The sequence below is a fragment of the Klebsiella sp. CN_Kp104 genome (assembly GCF_040064515.1).
Classification (GTDB): Bacteria; Pseudomonadota; Gammaproteobacteria; order Enterobacterales; family Enterobacteriaceae; genus Klebsiella; species Klebsiella aerogenes.
This window is the reverse complement of the sequence record NZ_JBEAII010000001.1, coordinates 256,920-271,830: the sequence shown is the minus strand read 5'-3', so window position 1 is coordinate 271,830 and position 14,911 is coordinate 256,920. Positions and strand designations below refer to the sequence as shown.

At 53.6% G+C, this 14,911-nt stretch carries 16 protein-coding genes and 1 tRNA gene; 10 read left to right on the top strand and 7 right to left on the bottom strand.

The window, feature by feature from the left end; genetic code table 11:
• Positions 1-11: 11 nt before the first annotated feature.
• Entirely contained in the window at positions 12-1,025 is a 1,014-nt protein-coding gene (locus ABLU80_RS01235) for a LacI family DNA-binding transcriptional regulator (RefSeq protein WP_015367353.1), read from the top strand.
• A gap of 51 nt (positions 1,026-1,076) precedes the next feature.
• Here ABLU80_RS01235 and cynS read toward each other — a convergent pair whose 3' ends face one another.
• Both cynS and ABLU80_RS01225 read right to left on the bottom strand, forming a co-directional pair.
• On the bottom strand, positions 1,077-1,547 hold the full coding sequence (cynS, locus tag ABLU80_RS01230; RefSeq protein WP_015704922.1) for a cyanase: 471 nt from the start codon (positions 1,545-1,547) through the stop codon (positions 1,077-1,079).
• A 12-nt stretch (positions 1,548-1,559) separates the two neighbouring features.
• Entirely contained in the window at positions 1,560-2,231 is a 672-nt protein-coding gene (locus ABLU80_RS01225) for a carbonic anhydrase (protein ID WP_348849601.1), read from the bottom strand.
• Positions 2,232-2,340: 109 nt separating this feature from the next.
• On the opposite strand from ABLU80_RS01225, the gene cynR reads away from it, so the two are divergent.
• The 4 genes from cynR to ABLU80_RS01205 all read left to right on the top strand — a co-directional run bounded on the left by cynR (position 2,341) and on the right by ABLU80_RS01205 (position 6,310).
• A complete protein-coding gene (cynR, locus tag ABLU80_RS01220; protein ID WP_348849600.1) occupies positions 2,341-3,228 on the top strand; it encodes a transcriptional regulator CynR in 888 nt (295 codons plus the stop codon).
• 220 nt (positions 3,229-3,448) lie between these two features.
• The gene (locus ABLU80_RS01215; protein ID WP_045397745.1) at positions 3,449-3,886 is read left to right on the top strand and encodes a DUF2231 domain-containing protein; all 438 of its coding nucleotides are present in this window, start codon (positions 3,449-3,451) and stop codon (positions 3,884-3,886) included.
• Positions 3,879-5,183, top strand: a complete 1,305-nt coding sequence (locus tag ABLU80_RS01210; protein WP_045365482.1) for a sorbosone dehydrogenase family protein — start codon at positions 3,879-3,881, stop codon at positions 5,181-5,183. Before ABLU80_RS01215 ends, ABLU80_RS01210 begins: the two co-directional genes overlap by 8 nt.
• A 194-nt stretch (positions 5,184-5,377) precedes the next feature.
• Positions 5,378-6,310 (top strand): LysR substrate-binding domain-containing protein, encoded by a 933-nt coding sequence (locus tag ABLU80_RS01205; RefSeq protein WP_348849599.1) that lies wholly within the window; start codon positions 5,378-5,380, stop codon positions 6,308-6,310.
• An 82-nt stretch (positions 6,311-6,392) separates the two neighbouring features.
• Here the strand turns inward: ABLU80_RS01205 and ABLU80_RS01200 are convergent.
• Positions 6,393-6,480, bottom strand: a tRNA-Ser gene (locus ABLU80_RS01200).
• A 143-nt stretch (positions 6,481-6,623) separates the two neighbouring features.
• Positions 6,624-8,252 carry an ABC transporter substrate-binding protein gene (locus ABLU80_RS01195; RefSeq protein ID WP_020079232.1) on the bottom strand — a complete coding sequence of 543 codons (1,629 nt, stop codon included), beginning with the start codon at positions 8,250-8,252 and terminating at the stop codon, positions 6,624-6,626.
• 265 nt (positions 8,253-8,517) lie between these two features.
• Between ABLU80_RS01195 and yccA the strand changes: the two genes are divergently transcribed.
• Positions 8,518-9,177 (top strand): FtsH protease modulator YccA, encoded by a 660-nt coding sequence (gene yccA, locus ABLU80_RS01190; protein WP_015704916.1) that lies wholly within the window; start codon positions 8,518-8,520, stop codon positions 9,175-9,177.
• Positions 9,178-9,264: 87 nt separating this feature from the next.
• The gene (gene tusE, locus ABLU80_RS01185; RefSeq protein ID WP_015367412.1) at positions 9,265-9,594 is read left to right on the top strand and encodes a sulfurtransferase TusE; all 330 of its coding nucleotides are present in this window, start codon (positions 9,265-9,267) and stop codon (positions 9,592-9,594) included.
• On the opposite strand, the gene yccX is transcribed toward tusE, so the two are convergent.
• On the bottom strand, positions 9,591-9,872 hold the full coding sequence (gene yccX / locus ABLU80_RS01180) for an acylphosphatase (RefSeq protein ID WP_015704915.1): 282 nt from the start codon (positions 9,870-9,872) through the stop codon (positions 9,591-9,593). The two genes, tusE and yccX, sit on opposite strands and share 4 nt — an antisense overlap.
• A 182-nt stretch (positions 9,873-10,054) precedes the next feature.
• Between yccX and rlmI the strand changes: the two genes are divergently transcribed.
• Together rlmI and hspQ are read left to right on the top strand one after the other, a co-directional pair.
• Positions 10,055-11,257 (top strand): 23S rRNA (cytosine(1962)-C(5))-methyltransferase RlmI, encoded by a 1,203-nt coding sequence (gene rlmI / locus ABLU80_RS01175; protein WP_015367414.1) that lies wholly within the window; start codon positions 10,055-10,057, stop codon positions 11,255-11,257.
• A gap of 98 nt (positions 11,258-11,355) precedes the next feature.
• Positions 11,356-11,673, top strand: coding sequence for a heat shock protein HspQ (gene hspQ, locus ABLU80_RS01170; RefSeq protein ID WP_015367415.1), 318 nt, complete (start codon positions 11,356-11,358; stop codon positions 11,671-11,673).
• A gap of 54 nt (positions 11,674-11,727) precedes the next feature.
• Here the strand turns inward: hspQ and ABLU80_RS01165 are convergent, their stop codons facing one another.
• The gene (locus ABLU80_RS01165) at positions 11,728-12,141 is read right to left on the bottom strand and encodes a CoA-binding protein (RefSeq protein ID WP_015704912.1); all 414 of its coding nucleotides are present in this window, start codon (positions 12,139-12,141) and stop codon (positions 11,728-11,730) included.
• A gap of 157 nt (positions 12,142-12,298) precedes the next feature.
• Here ABLU80_RS01165 and mgsA point away from each other — a divergent pair, with 157 nt between their 5' ends.
• The gene (gene mgsA / locus ABLU80_RS01160; protein ID WP_015367424.1) at positions 12,299-12,757 is read left to right on the top strand and encodes a methylglyoxal synthase; all 459 of its coding nucleotides are present in this window, start codon (positions 12,299-12,301) and stop codon (positions 12,755-12,757) included.
• 30 nt (positions 12,758-12,787) lie between these two features.
• Here the strand turns inward: mgsA and helD are convergent, their stop codons facing one another.
• Positions 12,788-14,842, bottom strand: a complete 2,055-nt coding sequence (gene helD, locus ABLU80_RS01155) for a DNA helicase IV (RefSeq protein ID WP_213759807.1) — start codon at positions 14,840-14,842, stop codon at positions 12,788-12,790.
• Positions 14,843-14,911: the final 69 nt, after the last annotated feature.

The following is a 14,911-nucleotide window of genomic DNA, read 5'->3' as shown; positions in this document are numbered from 1 at the left end:
CCTGGCTCGTGATGAAACCTAAACGCATTACCATTAAAGATATCGCCGAACTGGCTGGCGTCTCTAAAGCCACCGCCAGCCTGGTCTTGAACGGTCGCGGTAAAGAGCTGCGCGTGGCGCAGGAGACGCGCGAACGGGTGCTGGCTATCGCCCGCGAACAGCACTACCAGCCGAGTATTCACGCCCGTTCACTGCGCGATAGCCGCAGCCATACCATTGGTCTGGTGGTACCCGAGATCACCAACTATGGTTTTGCCGTGTTTTCTCACGAGCTGGAAACCCTGTGCCGCGAAGCCGGCGTACAGCTGCTTATCTCTTGCACCGATGAGAATCCCGGTCAGGAGAGCATGGTGGTCAATAATATGATTGCCCGTCAGGTCGATGGTTTAATTGTCGCCTCTTGCATGCATAGCGACGCCGACTATCTGAAGCTCAGCGAGCAGCTGCCGGTGGTACTGTTCGACCGTAATCCAAACGACAGCGCGCTGCCGCTGGTGATGACCGATTCACTGGCGCCGACGGCGGAACTTATCGCCCGTATCGCCGGGCAACACGCGGATGAGTTCTGGTTTCTCGGCGGGCAGCCCCGGCTCTCGCCCTCGCGCGATCGGCTGGCCGGATTTAGTCAGGGATTAGCCCAGGCAGGGGTTGAGTTACGCCCGGAATGGATCATCAACGGCAACTATCACCCAAGCTCAGGCTATGAGATGTTTGCCGCGCTGTGCGCCCGTCTCGGGCGGCCGCCGAAGGCGCTGTTTACTGCCGCCTGCGGCTTGCTGGAAGGGGTGCTACGTTATATGAGCCAGCATAACCTGCTGGATTCCGGGATCCATTTAGCCAGCTTCGATGACCACTATCTGTATGATTCGCTATCGCTGCGCATCGACACCATCCAGCAGGATAACCGCCAGTTGGCCTGGCACTGCTACGATCTCATCAGTCAGCTGATCGACGGTAAAATGCCACAGCCGCTACAGCGCTATCTGCCCGCCACGCTGCAAATGCGTTATCAGCCAGCCAGATAATAACGGGCCTGGATCGTGGTTCAGGCCCGTACTGTTAACGGTTAATTGTCATCAGAAAGGTTTCGTTGGCAGATACTTTCCATCGAAAGTAATCACCGCACGATGTCCGCCTTCCGGATCGCTGACTTTTTTCACATCCAGCTTAAAATTAATCGCGCTGATGATCCCGTCGCCGAATTTTTCATGAATGAGCGCTTTCAGCGTAGTGTCGTAGACCTGCAGCATTTCATAGAAGCGATACATCGTCGGATCCGTCGGCACGCGGTCCTCAATGGAGCCTCTGACGGGGATCGTTTGCAGCAGTAAAATATCATCATCGTTAAGTTCCAGTTTCGCTCCTACCATTTTCGCGACTTCGGCAGGCAGCGGATGCTGACCCAATAGCGCGGCCGTCACGAAGGCTTCTGATAAACCGGTGCCTTCAACCAGTTGTGCAAAGGAGAGATCCTTTTTGGCTTTAATCAGCAAAATTTTATTCGCTAACTCCAGACGAACTTCGCGGCTAACTTGTGACTGAATCATGGTGTGACCTCGTTATATCGTAGTGAAATGAAATGACTGACCGTAAACCGGCACCGCTCGGGTATCCGGATGACCGGCCAGCGAAATAAAAGCTCTGGCATTGCCGTCATAAGCGGCAATATCCCCTGTTTCAATGTCATATACCCAGCCATGTAGCGACAGACGTCCTTCATCAAGCGCCAGGCGTACCGCAGGATGGGTTTGAATATTCGCCAGTTGGGCAATGACATTTTCATGCACCATCGCCGCGATTTTGGCCTGCGGATCGCGATGCTCGCGGGCATCGTTCACCACTTTTGCCGAATCCGCATATTGCAACCAGTGCTTGACGGCGGGGACATGATCCAGACAGCTACACTGCGCAATCGCCGTCATCGCCCCGCAATCGGAGTGACCGCAAATCACAATATCCGTGACCTTCAGGACAGCAACGGCATACTCCACCGAGGCCGACACGCCGCCGGGCTCCGGACCGTAAGAAGGGACAATATTGCCGGCATTACGGATGACAAACAGATCGCCGGGTTCACGCTGGGTAACCAGTTCAGGAACCATTCGGCTATCGGAACAGGAAATAAACAGCGTACTGGGGCTCTGCCGGGAGGCTAAACTTTTAAACAGTTCAGCGCGCTCAGGAAATGCATCACGTTGAAATTTAAGAAAACCGTCAATGATTTCTTTCATGATAATGTCTACCTCGCTGTGGAATGTCAGGGAGGTTACGCGCCGCGTGGCATAAAATAAAAGTCTTGTTTATAATCAAACTCATCCAAAAAACTTATGGATTGTAAGTGTGAATATTCGCTACGTTAGATATTTCCTCGCCGTTGCCGAACATCAGGGTTTTACCCGTGCGGCGGAAGCCCTGCATATTTCACAACCGGCGCTCTCACAGCAAATCAGGATGTTAGAAGAGAGCCTGGATGCGCAGCTTTTTGACCGTAGCGGCCGGCATATTCATCTAACGGACGCGGGAGAAGTGTTTTTGCAGTATGCCCGTCAGGCATTTCAGCTGCTGGATGAGGGTCAACGCGCCATTCATGATGTCGCAGACCTCAGCCGCGGTTCTCTACGTATTGCCGTGACGCCCACTTTTACTTCCTATTTCGTGGTGCCCTTAGTGGCGGAATTTCATGCGCGTTATCCGCATATCACGCTGGATATTCAGGAGATGCCGCAGGAGAAAATGGAGGGCCTGCTGCTGGAAAATGAGCTGGATATTGGCATTGCCTTTGCCGGGGGAATTGCGCTGGACATCGTTTCCACCCCATTGCTACAGGAGGTGCTGGCGTTGGTTGTCGCGGACCATCACCCGCTGGCCCGCGAAGAATCCCTAACCTTGAGCCAGCTCGCCGCGGAGGAGTTTATTCTGCTTAATCACCATTTCGCCACCCGGTTGCAAATTGACCACTGCTTACAGCAAGCCGGTTTTCACCCGCAGGTGACCATTGAAATGCATTCGATCAACGCCATCCTCGATATCATCCAGCGAACCCAATTAGTGACCATTCTGCCGCTGAATGTCGCCGCCCAGCGTACCGGCCTGACAACCCGATTGCTTAAAGAAGCCGCGCTTGAGAGAACCGCGGTGTTAATGCAGCGCAAAGGCACCCGGCCAAAAGCTGCGGCGCGGATTTTCGCCGAAATAGCCCGGGAGTTGGCTGCCCGAATAGAAAGTTAAGCTTACAACGGTGCGGCCAGAATCTGGCCCGCCGCCTTCCTTCTGCAACAATCTTACCGTAGCCAGTATGACCATTTGCGCAAAACAGATTTCCCGCGATTGGCATACTGAAATTGTTAACAATATGTATAATTTTATCTGCTAAGCGGTATTCATTATTCCGGCTTGAACGTCAGCATTATTTTCATCCTACCTTATTCCCCCTGACAAGGAATTGACAATGAGTGAACGCTCTCATGACCGAGGTAATAGCCTTGCGATGGTCATATATAATCTACTCAATCCGGTGCCTTACGGCTTTTTTATCGCCGGTCTCATCTTCGATATTATTTATCTCTACAGCACTAACGTGATGTGGGGAAAAAGCGCTAGTTGGCTTATTGCCCTTGGTCTTATTTTTGCCATCATTCCGCGGTTGATTAATCTGGCGCAGGTCTGGTTTTTTACTCCTCGACGCCCGGCGGCAAAAATTGATTTCTGGCTAAACCTTATCGCTATTATTGCCGCGTTGGTAAACTGTTTTGTTCATAGCCGCGACGCCTGGGCGATTGCGCCGCAGAACGTAATCTATTCATCGATTACCGTTATCTGTCTGCTTGTCGCCAATATTATCAGCTCCACTTGCCTGGCTAATAATAAGGGGATTCGCCATGAATAAAGTATTACTCCCCCTGCCCGTTATGCTCGCCACAGCGCTGGCGCTGTCAGGATGCGATGAGAAAGCGAAACTCAGCCCGGATCAGCAGGTAGGGCCCGATCCCGTAATGCCGAAGGCCCAGGATTTCCTGATGCCGCCGATGCAGGTTCCCCGCGGCGTGGGCTGGAAGAGAGATGGACAACCGGCGGTTGCCCAGGGGCTGAAAATAGAAAAAATAGCCGATGGATTCCTGCATCCCAGAATGGTCTATGTCCTGCCAAACGACGATATTCTGGTCGTTGAAAGCAACGGTCCTGGCGAGGAACCGTTAACTACGCCGAAACAGCTGATTGCCGGGATAGTGAAAAATCAGTCAGGCAAAGGTGGAAAAGGCGGGAATCGCATTACGCTATTGCGTAAAAACGCCAGCGGCTGGGAGAAACATATTTTCCTTGAACACCTGCACTCGCCTTTCGGCGTACAACTGATTGGCGATGATCTTTACGTCGCCAATACCGGCAACATCATGCGTTATCACTACCAGCCGGGGGCGACACATATCAGCGATGCGGGGAGCGAGCTGGCTGACCTGCCCAGCACCGTCAATCACCACTGGACCAAAGCGTTACTGGCAAGCCCGGATGGTAAGAAGCTGTATGTGGGCGTCGGCTCGAACAGTAATATTACTGAGAATGGACTGGATATTGAATATCGTCGCGCCACGGTTCTGGAGGTTGATACGGCAACCGGCGCAAGCCGTATCTTCGCCAGCGGTATCAGGAATCCTACCGGACTCGGTTGGGAACCGCAGACGGGCAAGCTTTGGGCCATTGCCAATGAGCGCGATGAGATCGGCGCCGACCTGGTGCCCGATTATTTAACTTCGGTGCAGGATGGCGGGTTTTATGGCTGGCCGTGGAGCTATTTCGGACAGCACGTTGACCGCCGCGTACAGCCGCCGCGCCCGGACATGGTCGCCAAAGCGATCAAACCGGATTATGCCCTGAGCTCCCACGTTGCGCCGCTGGGAATGCTGTTTTATACCGGAAACATGTTGCCGCAAACCTATCAGGGCGGCGTGTTTATCAGCGAGCATGGCAGTTGGGACCGTTCGCCGCTGAATGGTTATAAAGTCAGCTTCGTCGCTTTTAAAGACGGCAAACCGGTCGGTAAACCACAGAGCGTGATCACCGGCTTTGTCTCTCGCGATGAGAAAGAGCTGTACGGCGCGCCGGTCGGACTCGCGCAGGATAATGAAGGGGCGTTAATTATTGCCGACGATGTCGGTAATACCGTCTGGCGCGTCAGCGCAAAATAAAATATCACTATCAATTTTCCGGCTTCCCGCGCTCAGGGGAGCCTTTTTTATGCCCTGAAATTATTATCCATAGATATTGCCGGGAATAATGGAGAAAACAAAGTGATAAGCTGAGTTATCAGGACCGCTATCGTAGTTGACTACACCAGAACAGGTTGCTGAGAAACATTCATCATCAAAGAGACGTAGAGCAGATGAACCATTTATCCGCAATCAGAACATTCGTTAGCGCCGCTGACTATAAAAGTTTCAGCGCCGCCGCCAAAGCCTTAAATATTGAAGTATCCACAGTCTCTCGCCATATTTCCGAGCTGGAAGAGTATTTACAGGTGACGTTGTTTAACCGCTCAACCCGTGGATTAGCATTAACCGAAACCGGGGCATTTTTTTACTCGCACGCCCAACAACTGTTATTACAATGGGAGGAAACCCGTCAGTTAACTTCCGCACTGGATAAACAACCTTCCGGCCTGCTGCGGTTAAGCGTACCCAGTACCTTCGGCCGTCTGCACGTGATGCCTTTTGTTGATGAATTTCTTCGCCTGCACCCCAACATTTCGCTGGATATTAGTTTTAACGATGAAGTGCAGGATCTGATTGAAGCGCGCATCGACCTGAGTATTCGCATCGGCATTTTGCCTGACTCCTCGATTCATGCCCGTAAACTGGCATCTCAGACGCGTTCAGCCTGGGCCAGCCCGCAGTGGATTGCGGAAAACCGCCCTTCTGCCACGCCGGGCGTCGACCATCAGCAGATCAATATCGTGATGTTTTCTCGCCTGCATGGCGCCGGTTGGTATACCCGTAAGATGGGTTCAAAAGATGAATGGCAGCGCATCCCGATTCACTACCGACTGAGCGTTAGCGATAGCGCCGCCATGCTTTATGCCTGCGTCAATCACACCGGGATTGCGATTTTACCGAACTGGCTATCGCAGCAGGCTGAAGAACAAGGGCTCATTCAACGGGTATTCCCGGAGTGGGAATTTAGTATGTTCCCTGGCGAAACCGCCATCTGGATGCTGTACCCGCAAAACAGGAGAGTACCGCATAAAGTCCGAGCCTTTATCGACTTTATGGTTGAAAAGATTAGGATGCCGCCCTACTGGGAGGAGGAGACTCATTAATGACGAGGGAGGTTGAAGCAGGGATGTGCCGGAGGAGCCCAAAGCAAAAAGGGGTTACCTTTTGGTAACCCCTTTTCATATTTGGCGGAAGCGTAGAGATTCGAACTCTAGAACCCTTTCGGGTCGCCGGTTTTCAAGACCGGTGCCTTCAACCGCTCGGCCACGCTTCCGGTATGGGGCGCACTATAAACACCTCTGCCGATGCTGTAAAGCATCATTTTGTTCAACTGCCTTAAAAACAAACAAATCTGTGTTATTCGTCTGAATTTCAGGCAGTTTGCACAGAAATTCGGCGTCAAGAGCGCCCTTTGACTCAATGTTTTATGATGTACATATCTTTGGTGTAGTAGTAACCCAGCTTATCCGGCTCGAAGCCGCCGACCCACGGCTTCACTAAATGGGTACGCACATAGTGATAAACCGGAATCGCGGGCACATCCTCAGCCAACAGATCCTCCGCCTGCTGATAGAATTTGCCACGCGCGGCAGTATCCGCCGCCTTCGCCGCATCATGCAGCGCCTTATCATAGGCCGGGTTACTGTACTGGCTGGTGTTTTCGCTGTCGCCGGTGCGGAAGTTATTCAGGAATGACGCCGCATCGTCATAATCGGCGATCCAGGCATAACGTACGGCATCAAAATTATGCGTATGCATGGTATCCAGCATGGTCTTCCACTCCTGGTTCTGCAGCTTCGCCTCTACGCCGAGATTTTTCTTCCACATCGAACTGGCGGCGATAGCAATGCGCTGGTGCGTCTCCGAGGTGTTATACAGCAGATTAAAGACCAGCGGATGGCTTTCATTAAAGCCCGCCTCGTTAAGCAGTTTTTTTGCCTCGGCAATGCGTTTGTCGCGCGGCCAGCTGGCGTAATCCGGTTGTTTCAGCGTGACGCCGCCGATATCGGGCTGGCTAATCAGCCATGCCGGACGTTGTCCCTGCCCCATCACTTTATCGGCGATGATATCTTTATCCAGTCCCATGTTGAGCGCCCGGCGCACTCGGGGGTCATTAAAGGGTGGTTTAGTGGTATTGAGTTCGTAATAGTAGGTCGCCAGCTGTGGCGCAACGTTCAACTGTGAGCCCATCGTTTTCTTGAGTAACGCAAACTGGTTCACCGGCACCGTATAAACAATATCTATCTCACCGGCTTTATAACGATTCACATCCGCCGCTTCGGAAGTAATCGGCAGATAGGTCACTTTATTGATTACCGTATGTTCATTATCCCAGTACTTAGGATTGCGTTGCGCCACGATGCGCTCGTTGACGACCCACTTCGACAGCGTGTAAGGGCCGCTGGTGACAATATGTTCCGGTTTAGTCCATTTATCCCCAAAACGCTCCACCAGCACCTTATCAATAGGCACCAGCGACGGGTGAGCAAGCATTGCGAGGAAGGCGGCGTTAGGCTGGTTTAACGTGACCTGCAGCGTGGTATCGTCCAGCGCTTTTACGCCGAGAGTTTCCGGCGGCTGTTTCCCCTCCGAGATATCGCGTGCGTTAACGATATGCATATTGCCCGGATAGCTGGCGTACGGCGAAGCGGTGGTCGGTGTGACCAGCCGCTGCCAGCTCCAGACGATATCCTGCGCGGTAATCGCTGAACCATCGGACCAGGTAATCCCCGGACGCAGATGGAAAGTCCAGATGAGGTTATCTTTATTCTCCCACTTCAGCGCCAGCCGAGGCTGAATCTCGCCCTGCGGCGAAACGCTTACCAGTCCTTCGAACAGATCGCTAATGATATTAAACTCGACGTCGCTTTCGACCTTATGCGGGTCGAGCGAAGCGGGTTCATTACCGTTGTTCCTGACAAGCTCCTGTTTTGCTGCAAGTTCGGTACCCTGCGGGACCTGGGCGGCCATTGCCGTGGCCGCGCTGCCGAGTAAACCCAAAACCAGTAATGCGTGTGTGATGTGGTTATATTGTTGTCGTTTCATTTCCCTTGCCTTTATGCTTCGTTGATACCCCTTCCACACTTAGTCGCTGACTGGCAATAAGGCAATATTTTTCAGTGACCTATAAGATTCAGATCTGCTTTCCGCCGCTGAACGCATAAACATACTGCATTAATCTGTTTTACCAGAATAAAACGCTACCCCACCGACACCGGGATCTGAGTAAAGATGGGTAAAAGCATTATGGCTTTCGGCTCGCTTTTCTTATGCTTCATAACTAATTACATCTGTCATAAGAGAGTGACTCATGGATCGTATAATTACCTCATCGCGTGACCGTTCATCGCTGCTCAGCACGCACAAAGTTCTGCGTAACACCTATTTTCTGCTCAGCCTGACGCTGGCGTTTTCGGCGATCACCGCCACCGCCAGTACCGTGCTGATGCTGCCGTCTCCGGGCCTTATCCTCACCCTGGTGGGTATGTATGGTCTGATGTTCCTGACCTACAAACTGGCTAATAAGCCAAGCGGTATTCTGGCGGCCTTCGCCTTTACCGGCTTCCTCGGCTACATTCTGGGGCCAATGCTGAACGCTTACCTGTCCGCAGGCATGGGCGATTTGATCGGCCTGGCGTTGGGCGGCACCGCCCTGGTCTTCTTCTGCTGCTCGGCTTACGTGTTGACGACGCGCAAAGACATGTCCTTCCTCGGCGGCATGCTGATGGCGGGCGTGGTGGTCGTTCTGATTGGTATGGTGGCGAACATCTTCCTGCAGCTGCCGGCTCTACATCTGGCCATCAGCGCGGTGTTCATCCTTATCTCTTCCGGCGCGATTTTGTTTGAAACCAGCAACATCATCCGCGGCGGCGAGACCAACTACATTCGCGCCACCGTTAGCCTGTATGTTTCGCTGTACAACATCTTTGTCAGCCTGCTCAGCATCCTCGGCTTCGCCAGCAGAGACTAACCTTCTCTCCTGCAACACCAGGCCTCGCTTATGCGGGGCCTTATTTTTTGCTACACTGCGCGCAGTTTCCGCATTATGTGAAAAATCATGTTTATCTTTGAAGGCAGTGAAATAGAGACCGATAGCGAAGGCTATCTGAAAGAGACGACTCAGTGGAGTGAAGCGATGGCGGAGGTTATCGCCGCTCAGGAAGGGATCAGCCTGTCCGTCGAACACTGGGAAGTAGTGCGCTTCGTGCGCGATTTTTATCTGGAGTTCAACACTTCGCCAGCCATCCGTATGCTGGTCAAAGCCATGGCGAATAAATTCGGTGAAGAGAAAGGCAACAGCCGCTATCTGTACCGGTTATTCCCCAAAGGGCCGGCCAAGCAGGCGACGAAAATCGCCGGCCTGCCGAAGCCTGTAAAGTGCATTTAATAGAGAATAGCGAATTTTTGCCACTCTCTGGTGGGTTGATGGGGCTCGGTTAACACCCTGTCGACCCTTGCGCTACGCGGCCCGCCGGCCTTAAGCCAGGCAATCAGTTTTTCCACCTGCTCCGCTTCCCCGCAGGCCAGCACTTCTACGCTGCCATCATCCAGATTTCGCGCATAACCGGTCAGCCCCAGCTGCAGCGCTTCACGCTGCGTTGAATAGCGGAATCCCACGCCCTGGACGACTCCGTGAACCCACGCCATCGTGCATACCTTCGCCATTATTACCCCCTCAACTGCGCTATCCTGATGCAGAGAATAGCAAATTCCCACCAGCATACTCACTTTTGCCTGACGCTAAAACATCCGCCCGGCGGCGGCAGGAATGGTGCTTGCCCCTGCCAGTTATGCTAATCTACGCGCCATTTTTCGGTGCCGACACTCCGTCGCTTAAAGGTAGCTCCATGACAGATTCCATTATCCCCCGCTTAGTATTAGCCAAAGGACGCGAGAAATCCCTGCTGCGTCGCCATCCATGGATTTTCTCCGGCGCCGTCGCCCGGATGGAAGGTAAAGCTCGCTCCGGCGAGACGATCGATATCGTTGATTCGCAGGGGAAATGGCTTGCTCGCGGCGCCTATTCGCCCTCCTCGCAGATCCGCGCCCGCGTCTGGAGTTTCGATCGTCATGAAGCTATCGATAATGCTTTTTTCGAGCGTCGCCTGCAGCAGGCGCAAACCTGGCGTCAATGGCTGGCCGAACGCGATGGTCTTGACAGCTATCGTTTAATCGCCGGGGAATCCGACGGCCTGCCAGGCGTGACAATCGATCGCTTTGGCGATTTCTTCGTCCTGCAGCTGTTGAGCGCCGGCGCGGAATATCAGCGTGCGGCCATCGTCAGCGCTCTGCAGACCCTGTTCCCGCAATGCTCGATCTACGATCGCAGCGATGTGGCGGTACGTAAAAAAGAAGGATTGGACCTGGCGCAAGGCCCGGTGGTAGGCGAACTGCCGCCAGCGCTACTGCCCATTACCGAACACGGTATGCAGCTGCTGGTAGATATTCAGGGCGGCCATAAAACCGGCTACTATCTCGATCAGCGCGATAGCCGTCTGGCGACCCGCCGCTACGTCGCCGATAAGCGCGTCCTCAACTGCTTCTCTTATACCGGCGGATTCGCGGTTTCTGCGCTGATGGGCGGCTGCCGCCAGGTCACCAGCGTTGATACCTCACAAGAGGCGCTGGATGTCGCCAGACAGAACGTTGAGCTCAATAAGCTGGATCTGTCGAAAGCCGAATTCGTACGCGACGACGTGTTCAAACTGCTGCGTAAATATCGCGATCAGGGGGAAAAATTCGACGTCATCGTCATGGATCCGCCGAAATTCGTCGAAAACAAAAGCCAACTGATGGGCGCCTGCCGCGGTTATAAAGACATTAATATGCTGGCGATCCAGCTGTTGAACCCAGGCGGCGTACTGCTGACTTTCTCCTGTTCCGGCCTGATGACCACCGATTTATTTCAGAAAATCATCGCCGACGCCGCAATAGATGCCGGGCGTGATGTACAATTTATAGAGCAGTTCCGTCAGGCTGCCGATCACCCGGTGATTGCAACCTACCCGGAAGGACTGTATCTGAAAGGGTTTGCCTGTCGCGTCATGTAACTTGAAAAGCGGAACATCGCCCACACATTATTCTCATGACTCAAGAACATTTGAAGATGATGGATACAGTGGGCGCCAGCGTTTCCCGGGAGGTGACTATGATTGCCAGCAAATTCGGTATCGGCCAACAGGTTCGCCATACGCTACTCGGCTACCTTGGCGTAATCGTTGATATCGATCCAGAGTATTCGCTTGACGAGCCCGCCGCGGATGAAATCGGCGCCAACGATGAACTGCGCGCGGCCCCCTGGTATCATGTTGTGATGGAAGATGAGGACGGCCAGCCGGTCCACACCTACCTCGCGGAAGCGCAGCTCAGCAGTGAAGCCAGCGATGAACATCCCGAACAGCCGTCGATGGACGAACTGGCGCAGACTATCCGTAAGCAGTTGCAGGCGCCGCGTCTGCGTAACTGACTGGCCTTCACCGCGATGTTTCTGTTAAAAACCCCGCAAATGCGGGGTTTTATTTTACTTCGCTAGCCCTAGTCGGGGAATTTCAATAGCCGGACAACGGTCCATCACCACATTTAGTCCAGCTTCACGCGCCATGACGGCAGCCTGCTCGTTAATCACGCCGAGCTGCATCCACAACGTCTTCGCCCCGATGGCCACCGCTTCTTGCGCCACACCCCACGCCGCTTCAGAGTTGCGGAACACATCAACCATATCGACTTTTTCCGGAACTTCCGCCAGGGTTGCGTAGCCTTGTTGACCAAGTAGGGTTTTACCTGCGACCTTCGGTGAAACCGGAATGACGTGGTAGCCCTGTTCCAGCAGATATTTCATTACCCGATAGCTCGGGCGATCGGGTTTGTCGCTGGCGCCTACCAGCGCAATCGTCCGGGTGGTGGTCAGAATGCTAGCAATATCGTTCTCTTTCATCATAATCCTCCTGCGCTTTAGCCCTAGTGTAAGCTAATCCATGTAAACCAGCCATCAAGCCTAACTCACAGATACGGCAAAATTTTTCTTTCCGACGCTTGCAGCATCAGTCACTTCCAGTACTCTGTCTGCAGGTTAATATAAGTGGAACCCAATTATGGAACTGACAACACGCACCTTACCCGCACGCAAACATATCGCGCTGGTAGCACACGATCACTGCAAAGATCTGCTGATGAAATGGGTCGAACGTCACCAGGCGCTACTGGCTCAGCACCAGCTCTATGCAACCGGGACCACCGGCAACCTGGTCTCACGCGCCACCGGGCTGGAAGTGAAAGCGATGCTGAGCGGACCGATGGGCGGCGACCAGCAGGTGGGCGCGCTGATTTCGGAAGGGAAAATTGATGTACTGATCTTCTTCTGGGATCCTCTCAATGCGGTACCTCACGATCCTGACGTCAAAGCGCTCCTGCGTCTGGCGACGGTGTGGAATATCCCGGTAGCCACGAATGCCGCCACCGCTGACTTTATTATCCAGTCGCCGGACTTTAATCAACCGATTGAAATTTTAATCCCTGATTACCAACGCTACCTTGCCGAGCGCCTGAAGTAATCCCCACGGCGGCCTGATGGCCGCCGACGATCAGGGCTTTCGCGCTACCGGCACGCCCAGTTCCTGCAGTATCTCAACAAATGACGAAGGCCGTTCTTTATTGAACAGCAGCCAGACCCGCAGGCGAGCGCGGGTTATCGCCACATACAGTAGCCGACGCTCTTCAGCATCCGGGAAATCTTCCGGCTGTGGCAACAACGCTTGTTCCATTACCGACTCTCTTGCCGGCGCCGGGAAGGCGTCATCCCCCTCCTGCAGGCCCAACACAATAACAAAGTCAGCCTGCTGGCCTTTGCTGGCGTGAATTGTCATAAAATCTAGCTGTAGATGCGGCCAACGCGTTGCGGCCTTTTCCAGCGCGGCGGGCTTCAGATGGTGATAGCGCGCCAGCAGCAAAATCCGCTGCTCGGGTTTAACGTAGCCGCTCAACTTGTCGAGCAGATCGTCGAGTTTATCGTCGGGCAGCAGTGTCACCGCTTTCTTATCACCAGCGGTCAGGCTATTCAGCGGCTTAGCCAACTGATGCGGGTTTTGCTGAATAAAACCATTAGCAATCTCGCCGATACGACCGTTAAATCGATAGGTGGTATCCAGCGCGCAGCAATCTCCTTCGCCAAAGTAGTGGTTAAACGCCGTGGTTAAAGAGAGCTGCGCGCCGCTGAAGCGATAAATCGCCTGCCAATCGTCACCCACGGCAAATAACGAGGTCTGTTTATTTTGCCGGCGCAGCGCCGCCAGCAATTCAGCACGCTGTGGAGAGATATCCTGAAACTCATCAACCAGAATATGTTTCCAGGGGCTCACAAAACGGCCTTTATCCAGTATGTTGACCGCCTGGTGTATAAGCCCGGAGAAATCAACGGCATTTTCCTCTTTCAACGCTGCTTTCCAGGCTTTCAGCAGCGGGGCCATCAGTTTCACACGCTTATTAAAAAGATCGCTGACTTCTTCAGGGGCGCTGGCGATCATCTCCGCCTGCGAGCCGCCGTGCATGCGCATTAAACTAACCCAGCGGTCAAGGCGGCCGGCCAGGCGGCGCAGCAGCGCGCGATCCTGCCAGAAATCGCCTTCGTCAATCTGCCACTCCATCTCATCTACCAGCCACTGACGCCAGCCTTTGGCCTGCGCTTTTTTCTCCTGACACTGCTGCTGCCAGGCCTTCAACAATAGCTTTTGCCGGGCGGCTGTATCGTTTTCCAGCTTACTGATCGCCGGCACTTTCTTGCTGCCCTGCTGAATAATATGTAACGCCAGTGAATGGAACGTTCGCGCGGCAATCTCGTCAGTTCCCAACCGCTCCTGAATACGTTCATCCATTTCCTGAGCCGCCTGACGGCCAAAGGCCAGTAGGAGGATCTGATCCGCCGCTGCTTCGCCGCGATTTAATAACCACCCGGCACGAGCGACCAGTACCGACGTTTTGCCGCTACCGGCGCCGGCAAGAACCAGCAGCGAACGCTCGCCGTTAACTACCGCCCGCGCCTGCGCCGGGTTGAGCGGCGAAGACTCAATCTTATCGAAGAAACCGCGATACTGTTCCAGCATGGCTTCGGTATAGGCTTGATTATGCGCCAGGCGAGCCTCGTCGATATCGCTAAGCCAGCATTGACACTGGCGCCACAGTTCGCGGCAATTATCGAATTCATCCAGACGGCTTTCAGGGAAAGGCAACCCGGTTAAGGCCCGGCGGATTTTATCCTGCACGTCCGCGACCTGCTGACGCGTCAACCACTTACCTTCAGCGCTGGCTCGTTCAATTTCACTTAACTGCTGGCGCAGCAGGTCCGCGGCAATTTCACTCATCTCCGCGCTCCACTGCTGCCAGAGATTATTGAGATGATGAAAGAAATGCTGCGTCTCAGTCCATTCGGTACCATGCAAACGCACAACTTTGCTTTCCGGCAGCACGAATTCCAGTTCACCCCACACCAGGCCACGCTTACATTGAACTGACAATAACTGATTGAAAGGTATAAGATACTCATGACGATCGCCTGAGACTTTTACCCCGGCATTAAGCAACTGCACCCGATCATAAGGATGCTGTGCCATGCGTTTGCCCAATGTTGTCGCTTTAAGTTCCATATATCGCCAAATTTCAATCAGTTTGAATGTTTTTAAGTTTAACCGCCCGCGAGCAGGTGCTCCAGCGCA

Bases quoted from the DNA above. Each gene is read 5' to 3' on its own strand.
- ABLU80_RS01235 (WP_015367353.1), top strand. From the start codon at position 12: ATGAAACCTAAACGCATTACCATTAAAGATATCGCCGAACTGGCTGGC.
- cynS (WP_015704922.1), bottom strand. From the start codon at position 1,547: ATGATTCAGTCACAAGTTAGCCGCGAAGTTCGTCTGGAGTTAGCGAAT.
- ABLU80_RS01225 (WP_348849601.1), bottom strand. From the start codon at position 2,231: ATGAAAGAAATCATTGACGGTTTTCTTAAATTTCAACGTGATGCATTT.
- ABLU80_RS01215 (WP_045397745.1), top strand. From the start codon at position 3,449: ATGAGTGAACGCTCTCATGACCGAGGTAATAGCCTTGCGATGGTCATA.
- ABLU80_RS01210 (WP_045365482.1), top strand. From the start codon at position 3,879: ATGAATAAAGTATTACTCCCCCTGCCCGTTATGCTCGCCACAGCGCTG.
- ABLU80_RS01205 (WP_348849599.1), top strand. From the start codon at position 5,378: ATGAACCATTTATCCGCAATCAGAACATTCGTTAGCGCCGCTGACTAT.
- ABLU80_RS01195 (WP_020079232.1), bottom strand. From the start codon at position 8,252: ATGAAACGACAACAATATAACCACATCACACACGCATTACTGGTTTTG.
- yccA (WP_015704916.1), top strand. From the start codon at position 8,518: ATGGATCGTATAATTACCTCATCGCGTGACCGTTCATCGCTGCTCAGC.
- tusE (WP_015367412.1), top strand. From the start codon at position 9,265: ATGTTTATCTTTGAAGGCAGTGAAATAGAGACCGATAGCGAAGGCTAT.
- yccX (WP_015704915.1), bottom strand. From the start codon at position 9,872: ATGGCGAAGGTATGCACGATGGCGTGGGTTCACGGAGTCGTCCAGGGC.
- rlmI (WP_015367414.1), top strand. From the start codon at position 10,055: ATGACAGATTCCATTATCCCCCGCTTAGTATTAGCCAAAGGACGCGAG.
- hspQ (WP_015367415.1), top strand. From the start codon at position 11,356: ATGATTGCCAGCAAATTCGGTATCGGCCAACAGGTTCGCCATACGCTA.
- ABLU80_RS01165 (WP_015704912.1), bottom strand. From the start codon at position 12,141: ATGAAAGAGAACGATATTGCTAGCATTCTGACCACCACCCGGACGATT.
- mgsA (WP_015367424.1), top strand. From the start codon at position 12,299: ATGGAACTGACAACACGCACCTTACCCGCACGCAAACATATCGCGCTG.
- helD (WP_213759807.1), bottom strand. From the start codon at position 14,842: ATGGAACTTAAAGCGACAACATTGGGCAAACGCATGGCACAGCATCCT.